This window comes from Rhizobacter sp. (genome assembly GCF_031412495.1).
Taxonomy (GTDB): Bacteria; Pseudomonadota; Gammaproteobacteria; order Burkholderiales; family Burkholderiaceae_C; genus Schlegelella_A.
Genome location: NZ_JANODC010000224.1, coordinates 1 through 10,647 on the forward strand (window position 1 = coordinate 1; position 10,647 = coordinate 10,647).

The 10,647-nt window shown below is 69.4% G+C and carries 11 protein-coding genes; 4 read left to right on the forward strand and 7 right to left on the reverse strand.

Features of this window, described 5'->3' with window-relative positions:
* Together mutS and AC30N0_RS08410 are read right to left on the reverse strand one after the other, a co-directional pair.
* The coding region (gene mutS / locus AC30N0_RS08405; RefSeq protein ID WP_489517473.1) for a DNA mismatch repair protein MutS at positions 1-1,625 on the reverse strand (1,625 nt) is incomplete at its 3' end.
* A 17-nt stretch (positions 1,626-1,642) separates the two neighbouring features.
* Positions 1,643-2,479: an inositol monophosphatase family protein gene (locus AC30N0_RS08410; RefSeq protein ID WP_489517474.1), complete on the reverse strand. Its 837-nt coding sequence runs from the start codon at positions 2,477-2,479 to the stop codon at positions 1,643-1,645.
* A 70-nt stretch (positions 2,480-2,549) separates the two neighbouring features.
* Between AC30N0_RS08410 and AC30N0_RS08415 the strand changes: the two genes are divergently transcribed.
* Together AC30N0_RS08415 and cysE are read left to right on the forward strand one after the other, a co-directional pair.
* Complete coding sequence (locus AC30N0_RS08415; RefSeq protein WP_489517475.1) at positions 2,550-3,272, forward strand: RNA methyltransferase; 723 nt, start codon at positions 2,550-2,552, stop codon at positions 3,270-3,272.
* Positions 3,273-3,299: 27 nt separating this feature from the next.
* Positions 3,300-4,079, forward strand: coding sequence for a serine O-acetyltransferase (gene cysE / locus AC30N0_RS08420; RefSeq protein ID WP_489517476.1), 780 nt, complete (start codon positions 3,300-3,302; stop codon positions 4,077-4,079).
* Here the strand turns inward: cysE and mog are convergent.
* On the reverse strand, positions 4,060-4,686 hold the full coding sequence (gene mog, locus AC30N0_RS08425) for a molybdopterin adenylyltransferase (protein WP_489517477.1): 627 nt from the start codon (positions 4,684-4,686) through the stop codon (positions 4,060-4,062). The two genes, cysE and mog, sit on opposite strands and share 20 nt — an antisense overlap.
* Complete coding sequence (gene yjgA, locus AC30N0_RS08430; RefSeq protein WP_489517478.1) at positions 4,679-5,167, reverse strand: ribosome biogenesis factor YjgA; 489 nt, start codon at positions 5,165-5,167, stop codon at positions 4,679-4,681. The genes mog and yjgA overlap by 8 nt, the downstream gene beginning before the upstream one ends.
* A 125-nt stretch (positions 5,168-5,292) precedes the next feature.
* Here yjgA and pmbA point away from each other — a divergent pair, with 125 nt between their 5' ends.
* The gene (gene pmbA / locus AC30N0_RS08435; RefSeq protein WP_489517479.1) at positions 5,293-6,717 is read left to right on the forward strand and encodes a metalloprotease PmbA; all 1,425 of its coding nucleotides are present in this window, start codon (positions 5,293-5,295) and stop codon (positions 6,715-6,717) included.
* A 113-nt stretch (positions 6,718-6,830) separates the two neighbouring features.
* Positions 6,831-7,913 carry a TRAP transporter substrate-binding protein gene (locus tag AC30N0_RS08440; protein ID WP_489517480.1) on the forward strand — a complete coding sequence of 361 codons (1,083 nt, stop codon included), beginning with the start codon at positions 6,831-6,833 and terminating at the stop codon, positions 7,911-7,913.
* A gap of 69 nt (positions 7,914-7,982) precedes the next feature.
* Here AC30N0_RS08440 and AC30N0_RS08445 read toward each other — a convergent pair whose 3' ends face one another.
* From AC30N0_RS08445 to AC30N0_RS08455, 3 genes are all read right to left on the reverse strand, one after another.
* The gene (locus tag AC30N0_RS08445) at positions 7,983-9,731 is read right to left on the reverse strand and encodes a TRAP transporter large permease (RefSeq protein ID WP_489517482.1); all 1,749 of its coding nucleotides are present in this window, start codon (positions 9,729-9,731) and stop codon (positions 7,983-7,985) included.
* Entirely contained in the window at positions 9,731-10,348 is a 618-nt protein-coding gene (locus tag AC30N0_RS08450; RefSeq protein WP_489517481.1) for a TRAP transporter small permease subunit, read from the reverse strand. The genes AC30N0_RS08445 and AC30N0_RS08450 overlap by 1 nt, the downstream gene beginning before the upstream one ends.
* 131 nt (positions 10,349-10,479) lie before the next feature.
* A partial coding sequence (locus AC30N0_RS08455; protein ID WP_489517483.1) for a beta-lactamase hydrolase domain-containing protein occupies positions 10,480-10,647 on the reverse strand: 168 nt, incomplete at its 5' end.

Here is a 10,647-nt window from a genome sequence, read left to right on the forward strand (position 1 = left end):
GACAGCGCGTCGAGGTGCGGCAGCAGGTCGTCGAGGAGGGCGTCGTAAAGCTCCTTCTCGCGCGCCAGGCAGCGCTCGCCCGCCGACAGCGCCTTGTCCTCGAATGCCTTCAGCTCGGGCGTGATGAAGCGCTCGGCATTCTTCATCGTCTGCCGGCGCCGGTAGTCGGCCGGCACCTTGGCGGCCTGCGACTGCGAGACCTCGATGAAGTAGCCGTGGACGCGGTTGAACTGCACGCGCAGGCTGGGGATGCCGGAGCGCTCGCGCTCCCGCGCCTCCAGCTCGATCAGGAAGGCGTCGCTGCCGCGGTCGATGGTGCGCAGCTCGTCGAGGGCGGCGTCGTGGCCCGTGGCGATGACGCCGCCGTCGCGGACGAGCGCGGCTGGCTCCTCGGCGATGGCGGCCGCGAGGTGGGCGGCGATCGCGCCCGGCGGCGTCAGGCCTTCGCCGAGCATCTCGAGCAGTGCGCAGGCGGCGGTGGGCAGCGCCGTGCGCACCGCGGGCAGGGCGAGCAGGGTCGAGCGCAGCCCGGCCAGCTCGCGCGGTCGCACCTGGCGCAGGGCGATGCGGGCACCGATCCGTTCGACGTCGCTCAGGTGGCGCAGCGTGCCGCGGAGCGCCTCGAGATCGGCGCCGAGCAGGGCCTGGATCGCGTCGTGGCGGTCGGTGGCGACGCGGCGGTCGCGCTGCGGCTGGGTCAGCCATTGGCGCAGGGCGCGGCTGCCCATGCCGGTGGCGCAGACGTCGAGCAGGGACAGCAGGGTCGGCGCGTCGTGGCCGCGCAGCGTCTTCGTGAGCTCGAGGTTGCGGTGCGTCGCCGGCGGCAGGTCGACCAGGTCGCTGCTGCGCTGAACGGCGAGCCGGTGAACGTGGGCCAGGGCGCGGCCCTGCGTGTGCTCGGCATAGGCGAGCAGGGCAGCGGCCGCCGCGTGGGCGAGGTCCATGTCGGCGGCGCCGTGCGCGCCCAGCGAGGCGATGCGCAGCTGCGCGCAGAGCTTGCGCGCGCCCAGGGCCGGGTCGAAATGCCACTCCGGCCGGTGCGTGGTCGCGGTGAGCGCGGGGTCGAGCACGTGAGCAGGCAGGTCGCGGTCGACCAGAACCTCGGCCGGGGCCAGCCGCGCCAGCCAGCCGCCCAGCTCGCGCTCGCTGCACTCGGCCAGGCCGATCTCGCCCTGGGTCAGCGCGGTCCAGGCCAGGCCGAAGGCATCGCGGCGGCGCGCGATGGCGAGGAGGATCGAGTCGCTCATGTCGGCGAGCAGGTCGCTCTCGGTGAGCGTTCCCGGCGTGACGATGCGCACCACCTTGCGTTCGACGGGACCCTTGTGCAGGCCGACCTCGCCGACCTGCTCGCAGATGGCGACCGACTCGCCGAGGCGGACCAGCTTGCCGAGGTAGGCATCGACCGCGTGCACCGGCACGCCCGCCATCGCGATCGGCTGCCCGTTGCTGGCGCCGCGCGCCGTCAAGGTGATGTCGAGCAGGCGGTGCGCCTTCCTCGCGTCGTCGAGGACGAGCTCGTAGAAGTCGCCCATCCGGTAGAAGAGGAGCGTGTCGGGATGCTCGGCCCTGATGCGCAGGTACTGCTGCATCATCGGCGTGTGGCCGACCGGCTCGGGCGCGTTCATCGGGGCACGACGGCCCGTCAGACCGGGGCCGGGCTCGCTGCTCCGGGCGCGAAGCTCGAATGCGGCGCCAGCATCTGCACCAGCTGGCCGTAGATCTTCGGACTGCCGGCGACGACCTCGCGCCGGTGCAGGAAGTCGGCCTCGCCGGTGAAGTTGCCCACCAGGCCGCCCGCTTCGGTCACGAGGAGCGAGCCGGCGGCGACGTCCCACGGGCTGAGCCCGGTCTCGAAGAAGGCGTCGTACCAGCCGGCTGCCACATAGCAGAGGTCGAGCGCCGCGGCACCCGGTCGGCGGAGGCCGGCGCAGCTCTTCATCACCGCCTCGAAAATCGTCAGGTACTTGCGGAAGTCGTCGCCCTTGCGGAATGGAAAGCCGGTGCCGACGAGGCAGTCGGCCAGGCGCGTCCGCTTGGACACCCGCAGGCGCTTGTCGTTGAGATAGGCACCGCGCCCCTTCGACGCGTAGAACAGGTCGTTGCGCGCCGGGTCGTAGACGACCGCCTGCTGCACCTGGTCCCGGTAGGCGAGGGCGATCGACACCGCATAGGTCGGCAAGCCGTGGATAAAGTTGGTCGTGCCATCCAGCGGATCGATGATCCACACGTACTCGCTGTGGGCAGCGCCACGGGTGCTGCCCGACTCCTCGGCCAGGATGCCGTGGCCGGGGTAGGCGCCGAGGAGCGTGTCGATCACCGCCGCCTCGGCGGCATGGTCGACCTCGGTGACGAAGTCGTTCGGCGCCTTGGTGTTGACCTGCAGCCGGTCGATGTCGAGCGAGGCGCGGTTGATGATCGCCCCGGCAGCGCGCGCCGCCTTGATGGCGGTGTTGAGCATGGGGTGCAGCGCTTGCGACATGGGGACGGGGGCAGGGCTCAGGCGGTGGGCCATGCACGCTGCAAAATGAACGACACCCATTTTATCTGCCGTGCCTGCCGACCCCACCCGCTTCGTCCTCGTCGGCACGAGCCACGCCGGCAACGTCGGCGCGGCGGCGCGGGCGATGAAGGTGATGGGCTTCACCGACCTCGTGCTGGTCGCCCCGCGCTTCGCCGACGTGGCGCGCCGGCCCGACGCGGTGGCGATGGCGAGCGGCGCGACCGAGGTGCTCGAGGGCGCGCGCGTGGTCGCCTCGCTGGTCGAGGCGCTCGAGGGCATCACCTTCGTCTGCGCCACCGCCATGACGCCGCGCGACTTCGGCCCGCCGACCCACCTGCCGCGCGGCCTGTTTCCGGCCCTCGCCGCCGACCGGCAGCGGGTCGCCTTCGTGTTCGGATCCGAACGCTACGGCCTGGCCAACGACGACGTCTACGCCTGCCACGCCTGCCTGACGATTCCCACCGACCCCGGCTACGGGTCGCTGAACCTGGCCCAGGCCGTCCAGCTGATCGCCTACGACTGGCGCCAGGCCTGCGGCGGCTTCGCAGTGCCGACATCCGCACGCGACGCGCGCCTGGCCGACGCCGTCGCCGTGCGTGGCCTCCTCGAGCACTGGCGCCAGACGCTCGAGGCCATCGGCTACCTCGATCCGGCCACGCCGCGCAAGCTCATGGCCCGGCTGCACCGGCTCGTCAACCGGGCCCGGCTCGGCGAGGAAGAGGTGCATATCCTGCGCGGCATCGCCCGAGCGGTGGGCGAGAAGCGCCGCTAAACTGCGCGGCCCCTGCCGGCAATCCCCATGTTCCAGCGCCTCCGCGAAGACGTCGCCTGCATCCTCGAACGCGACCCGGCCGCCCGGTCCGGGTGGGAGGTGCTGACGTGCTACCCGGGGCTGCACGCCATCGTCCTGCACCGGCACGCGGCCTGGTGGCGTCGGCAGGGCTTTCACTGGATGGCGCGCTGGGTCTCGCATCTGGCCCGCTTCGTCACCGGCATCGAGATCCACCCGGGCGCGACCATCGGCCGGCGCGTCTTCATCGACCACGGTATGGGCGTGGTGGTCGGCGAAACGGCCGAGATCGGCGACGACTGCACCATTTACCAAGGCGTAACGCTCGGCGGCACCTCGCTCGCCGCCGGCACCAAGCGGCACCCGACGCTCGGGCGCGGCGTCATCGTCGGCGCGAACTCTCAGATACTCGGCGGCTTCACGGTCGGCGACAACGCCCGCGTCGGTTCGAACGCGGTCGTGCTGAAGCCGGTGCCGCCGGGTGCGACCGCCGTCGGCAACCCGGCCCGCATCATCCAGGCCGAGTCCGATGCGGCGCGTGAAGCGACGGCGGCGAAGATGGGTTTTTCCGCCTACGGGCTGACGCAGGGCGACGACCCGGTGTCGCAGGCCATGAAGGGGTTGATCGACAACGCCGCCGGCCACGAGCACCAGATCGCCCTGCTCTGGCAGTCGATCGAGAAGCTGTCGGGCCGGACCCGCGAGCTGCCGACGCCCGATTGCGTTCCCGGCGAAGCGCACACGACGGAAACCTTCGACGCCGAGCGCCTCAACCGGCTGGTGAAGTAGGCGCCTTGCCGGACGGCCGCAATGCCGATTTGGGTCGGAACGCCTTGCACACGGTGGCGTCCGTCTCGAGGTACGGGCCGCCGATCAGATCGATGCAGTAGGGCACGGCGGCGAAGATGCCCGGCACCGGCGGCTGCCCCGCGGGCAGGCCCTCGAGCGTCTCCGCGATCGACTTCGGCTGCCCCGGCAGGTTGATCACCAGCGCGTGGCCGCGCACCACGGCGACCTGGCGCGACAGGATCGCCGTCGGCACGAAGGCCAGTCCGATCCGGCGCATCTGCTCGCCGAAGCCGGGCATCACCTTGCTGGCGACGGCGAGCGTCGCATCCGGCGTGACGTCGCGCGGCGCCGGCCCCGTGCCGCCGGTGGTGAGGACGAGCGCGCAGCGGGCCTCGTCGACCAGCTCGCACAGTGTCGCGCTGATGACGGCCGCTTCATCGGGGATGAGGCGCGTCTCCCAGTCGATCGGGTTGAGCAGGGCGCGGCCCAGCCACTCGCGCAGCGCCGGGATGCCCTTGTCCTCGTAGACGCCGGCCGATGCGCGGTCGCTCACCGAGACAAGGCCGATGCGGACCCGGTCGAGGCCCGTCTCTACCGGCTCAGCCATGCGGCTCGTGCGCGCGGATGAAGCGGAACAGCTCGCGGTAGGCCCGGCCGTTGCGCTGCTCGGGAACGCCCGAGGCGTCCTTGCGTGCGTTGCGGACGAGCGTGCGCAGCTGCTGCAGGTCGGCGCCGGGATGGGCGCTCGCGAAACGGGTGGTGGCTGAGTCGTCGTCGATGAGCTCGGCGCGCCACCGCTCGGCCTGGTGCAGCGCCAGCGAGTCGCGGGCCGGGCCGAGCTGCGAATCGGCGATGGCGGCGCGGATCGGCTCGACGTCGACCGAGCGCATGAGCTTGCCGATCAGTTGCATCTGCCGGCGCCGGGCTTCGTGGCTGCGCATGCCGCGGCAGGCACGGACCGCATCGAGCAGCGGTTCGCCGAGGCCGAGCGGCTCGAGCCGGTGGTCGGGAAAGGCGACCAGCGCTTCGCCGAGCTCCTGCAGCTCGTGCGACGCCTGCTTCAAGCGCGTCTTGCTCGGTCGGTCCATCCAGGTGCTCGACGCGCCGTCGCTGACTTCCTGCAACGCAGGAGACGAGGGGGGATCGACAGGGCGGCCGGGCATGGAGAAGGAGGCGGGATCGGACGGTGAAAAGGTCCGACTTATCATAGCCAATGCCTTCTCCAGCGCGTTCTTCCGTGCCTTTGGGATCCCCCGCCGCAGCCTCTCCGCCGCCGGGTTTCGCCTACTCCCGCGAGCAGTTCAAGGAGCTCGTCGATGCCGCGCTGGCCACGGCCCGGTCGCTCGGCGCCAGTGACGCGGTTGCCGAAGTGTCGGAAGCCGTCGGGCTCTCGGTATCGGTGCGCAAGGGCGAGACCGAGAACGTCGAGCGCAACCGCGACAAGTCGATCAGCGTCACTGTCTACGTCGGACAGCGACGCGGCAATGCGAGCAGCTCCGACTTCTCGCGCGCTGCGCTCGAGCAGACGGTCCGCGCCGCGCACGACATCGCCCGCTTCACTGCCCAAGATCCGGCCGCCGGCCTGCCCGAGCAGGACGATCTCGTGCGTGGCGCCGGCGCCGAGCGCGACCTTGACCTGTTCCATCCCTGGGACATCGACGCCGAGCGGGCGATCGGGATCGCCCTGCGCTGCGAGGCCGCGGCGCTCGAGGTGGACCCGCGCATCACCAACTCGGAAGGGGCCGGCGTCTCGGCCCAGCAGTCGCACTTCTACGCCGCCAACACGCGCGGCTTCGGCGCCGGCTACGCGAGCTCGCGCCATTCGCTGTCGGTCGCGCCGATCGCATCCTTGCCCGGCCGCGGCGGCGACGACATGCAGCGCGATGCCTGGTACTCGTCGATGCGCTCGGCCGACGAGCTGGCCGCGCCCGAGGCGATCGGCCGCTACGCGGCGGAGCGGGCGCTGTCGCGCCTGCGCTCGCGCAAGATCAAGACCTGCGAGGTGCCGGTGCTCTTCGAGTCGTCGCTCGCGTCGGGCCTCGTCGGCGCCTTCGTGCACGCGACGAGCGGCGGAGCGCTCTACCGCAAGTCGTCGTTCCTGCTCGATTCGCTCGGCCAGCAGGTTCTTCCGGCGCACATCGACCTGCACGAGGACCCGCACGTGCCCCGCGGCAAGGGCAGCGCTCCGTTCGACGACGAGGGCGTGGCGACGCGGCGGGCCCGGATCGTCGACGGCGGCGTTCTCGGCAGCTACTTTCTCTCCACCTACTCGGCACGCAAGCTCGGCCTGCGCACGACGGGGCATGCCGGGGGCGCCCACAACCTGACGCTCACGTCGCGCCGGACCGATCCCGGCGACGACCTTGAGGCGATGCTGCGCAAGCTCGGCCGCGGGCTGTTCGTCATCGAGCTGATGGGCCAGGGCGTGAACTACGTCACGGGCGACTACTCGCGCGGCGCCGCCGGCTTCTGGGTCGAGGGCGGGCGGATCGCCTACCCGGTGCACGAGATCACCATCGCCGGCAACTTGCGTCAGATGTTCAAGGACATCGTGGCTGTCGGCGCCGACGCGTACACCATGGGCAGCAAAACCACCGGCTCGGTCCTGATCGAGCGGATGAAGATCGCCGGCGCCTGAGCGGAACGCGCGAGCCCCCCGCCTCGTCAGGCGGGTAAGTCCCTGTGATTGCGGCTCGGGGCCGTTCCTAGAATTCGGCGCGTTCCGAAACTTGGCTGTCACAGGAGACTTTCATGCAGCGTCGTTCATTCATCCACAAGACCGGCATCGCGGGCGTACTCGCCGCCGGTGCGGCGCCGGCAATCGTCCATGCGCAGGCAAACATCCGCTGGCGCCTGGCCTCGAGCTTTCCGAAGCCCCTCGACACGATCTACGGCGCCTCGGAGGTCTTCGCCAAGAAGGTCAGCGAGATGACCGGCGGCAAGTTCGTCATCAGCACGCATGCTGCCGGCGAGCTGGTGCCTCCCTTCGGCGTCGTCGACGCCGTGCAGAACGCGACCATCGAGATGGCGCATACGGCGCCCTACTACTTCTTCGGCAAGGACCCGACGTTCGCCCTCGGCTGTGCGATCCCCTTCGGCCTGAACAGCCGGCAGATGACGGCCTGGATGTTCGAAGGCAACGGCATGAAGCTGATGCGCGAGTTCTACGCCAAGTACAACATCGTGAACTTCGTCGGCGGCAACACCGGCGCGCAGATGGGCGGCTGGTTCCGCAAGGAGATCAAGACCCTTGCCGACATGAAGGGGCTGAAGTTCCGGATCGGCGGCTTCGCCGGCAAGGTGCTCGAGCGGATCGGCGGCGTGCCGCAGAACATCCCCGGGGGCGAGATCTACCAGGCGCTCGAGAAGGGCACGATCGACGCGGCCGAGTGGGTCGGCCCCTACGACGACGAGAAGCTGGGCTTCGCCAAGGTGGCGCCGTTCTACGCCTACCCGGGCTGGTGGGAAGGCGGCCCGCAACTCGACTTCTACATCAACAGCACCGCCTACAACGGACTCTCGGCCGACTACAAGGCGATCGTCGAGGCCGCCGCGACCTACGCAGCGGTTGACATGCAGGCCAAGTACGACGCCCGCAACCCGGCGGCGCTGAAACGGCTCGTCGGCGGCGGTGCCAAGCTGTTCCGCTTCCCGAAGGAAACCATGGACGCGGCGTTCAAGGAGTCGATGGCCCTGTACAGCGAGCTGAGCGGTACGAACCCCGGGTGGAAGAAGATCTACGATGACTTCTCGGCCTTCCGCCGCGATGCGAACCTCTGGTTCCGCTTCACCGAGGCAGGCTTCGACGACTTCATGCAGAACCAGAAGCTCTGAACGTCCGGCCCCGCCAGAGAGTACCCCGCCACGGCGGGGTTTTTTCTTGCCTGAGCTCTGCGGTGCGCGTCAGGGCTTCTTCTCGGCGTCTCGCTTCATCGACTCGAGCAGGATGCGCATCCCCTCGTCGGCCGAACCCGCGCCGCCCTCGGCCCCGGAGGCGCCCGACGCCGGCGCTCCCGGCAGACCTGTCGCAGCCCCGCTGCCGGGAGTCCGGCGCATTTCCTGGAACGCCTTGTCGACATCGACCGTGGGCCCCTTGCCTAGATCCCTCGAGACCAGCCCCGGGAATGCGATCACCAGGGCGACCATGATCAGCTGGATCACCACGAAGGGCACCGCGCCCCAGTAGATCTGCCCGGTGGTGACCTTCGCGATCGGCCGTTTGGTGATGCGGTCGGTGTAGTCCTCCATGGGCGCCACGCCGCGCAGGTAGAACAGGGCGAAGCCGAAAGGCGGGTGCATGAAGGAGGTCTGCATGTTGATCGCGATGAGCACGCCGAACCAGACCAGGTCGATGCCCAGCTTGTCGGCGACCGGGGCGATCAGCGGGATGATGATGAAGGCCAGCTCGAAGAAATCGAGGAAGAACGCGAGCAGGAAGATCAGGATGTTGACGACGATCAGGAAGCCGAGCTGCCCGCCGGGCAGGCTGGTAAGCAGGTGCTCGACCCAGATCGGGCCGTCGACAGCCTGGAAGGACAGGCTGAAGACGGTCGAGCCGATTAGGATGAACAGGACGAAGCACGACAGCTTCATGGTCACGTCGAGGGCTTGCCGCATGAGCGTGAGGTTCATGCGTTTGCGGGCGATGGCCATGACCAGCGCGCCGACAGCGCCCATGGCGCCGCCTTCGGTCGGCGTGGCGATGCCGAGGAAGATCGTGCCGAGCACCAGGAAGATCAACGCCAGGGGCGGTATCAGGACGAACGTGACCTTCTCCGCCATGCGCGAGAGAAGGCCGAGGCGGAACAGCCGGTTGATCATCGACAGCGCGAAGGCGACGCCCACGCCGACGCACATGGAGACGACGACCAGCTCGTCGGTCGACGTCGTGGCCGGGCGCGTGCGCGCGAACACGAGTGCCGCCGTCACGGAGAGGACGACGAGAACGCCGAGGGATCGCAGTCCTGCCGAGCCGTCGTCCTCCCGGATCGTCCGCGCTTCAGGGGGCAGGGCGGGTGCCCGTGTCGGGTGGATGATGCTGATCGCCAGCACGTAGAGCAGATAAAGGCCGGTAAGGACGAAGCCCGGAACGAAGGCGCCCTTGTAGAGGTCGCCGACGCTGCGGCCCAGCTGGTCGGCGAGCACGATCAGGACCAGCGAGGGCGGGATGATCTGGGCCAGCGTGCCCGAAGCGGCGATGACGCCGCTGGCCAGGCGCCGGTCGTAGCCGTAGCGCAGCATGATGGGCAACGAGATCAGGCCCATCGAGATGACCGACGCGGCGACGACGCCCGTCGTCGCGGCGAGCATCGCCCCCACGAGGATGACGGCGTAAGCCAGGCCACCGCGGATGGGCCCGTACAGCTGGCCCACCGTATCGAGCAGGTCCTCGGCCATCCCGGATCGCTCGAGGATGAGCCCCATGAAGGTGAAGAACGGAATGGCGAGCAGCGTGTCGTTCTGCATGATCCCGAAGATCCGCAGTGGCAGCGCCTGCAGCAGCGTCTGCGGCATCAGCCCCATCTCGACGCCGATCACGCCGAAGAGAAGGCCACAGGCCGCCAGCGCGAAGGCGACCGGGTAGCCGAAGAGCAGGAAGAAGATCAGGCTGCCGAACATGATCGGCGCCATGTTCTGGGCGATGAAAGCCATCATGGCGTCTTCCCCGAGCCGGCGAGCTCGCGGGTCCGGACTTCCTTGGCCAGCAGGAACTCCGCGAGTTCCTCCTCAGCCGTCTTGCCCTGCGACTTCAGGGACGGGTCGGGGATCAGCCCGTTCAGGAACGCGAACCGCTTGATCAGCTCGGACACCGCCTGGATGCCCAGCAACAGGAAGCCGAGCGGCAGGAGCGCGAACACCGGCCAGCGGATGAGCCCTCCGGCGTTCGACGAGTATTCGTTCATCACGTAGGCGCGCACCGCCAGCGGCAGCGAGAGCTTGATGACGACGTAGACCAACGGCAGCACGAAACAGACGAGGCCGATGATGTCGATCCAGATCTGCGTGCGCTTCGAGAAGCGTCCGGAGATCACGTCGATCTTGACGTGCTCCTGGCGAAGCATCGTGTAGCCGGCCGCGAGCAGGAAGACGGCGGCGAACAGATACCACTGGATCTCGAGGTAGGCGTTCGAACTGGTGTCGAACAGCTTGCGGACGACGGCGTTCCCGGCGCTGATGAGGACGGCGGCGAGAACCAGCCACGCGACGCCTTTACCGACGAGCTGGCTCATGCGGTCGATCAGCCTGGAGAGGGCGAGCAGAGTCGACACGTGGAGCCTCCGGGTTCATGGGGGGCTCGCGGGTGGCCCCCGCGAAGCGCCGCCGATTCTATGGACCCGAGGTCGAGGCCAGCCTGCGTGTTTGCGCTAAGAAAGAGGCAGCGCGACGGGCGGCAGTCGCCTCACTCGCCCGTGGCAGCACGGAAGAGCTTGCCCGAGCGGGTGCCCGAGCGGCAGAAGGCGAGGATCGGCTTCGGCAGTGCCTGCAGCAGCTCGGCGCATCGAGCGATCTCGTCCGCCGACTGGAACGCAGGCAACACCGGCAGCCATGCGTACTCGAGCCCGGCTGC

Coding starts and splice junctions, on each gene's coding strand:
- mog (WP_489517477.1), bottom strand. CDS start 4,686: ATGGCTGAGCCGGTAGAGACGGGCCTCGACCGGGTCCGCATCGGCCTT.
- yjgA (WP_489517478.1), bottom strand. CDS start 5,167: ATGGACCGACCGAGCAAGACGCGCTTGAAGCAGGCGTCGCACGAGCTG.
- AC30N0_RS08410 (WP_489517474.1), bottom strand. CDS start 2,479: ATGTCGCAAGCGCTGCACCCCATGCTCAACACCGCCATCAAGGCGGCG.
- pmbA (WP_489517479.1), top strand. CDS start 5,293: ATGCCTTCTCCAGCGCGTTCTTCCGTGCCTTTGGGATCCCCCGCCGCA.
- cysE (WP_489517476.1), top strand. CDS start 3,300: ATGTTCCAGCGCCTCCGCGAAGACGTCGCCTGCATCCTCGAACGCGAC.
- AC30N0_RS08445 (WP_489517482.1), bottom strand. CDS start 9,731: ATGGCTTTCATCGCCCAGAACATGGCGCCGATCATGTTCGGCAGCCTG.
- AC30N0_RS08440 (WP_489517480.1), top strand. CDS start 6,831: ATGCAGCGTCGTTCATTCATCCACAAGACCGGCATCGCGGGCGTACTC.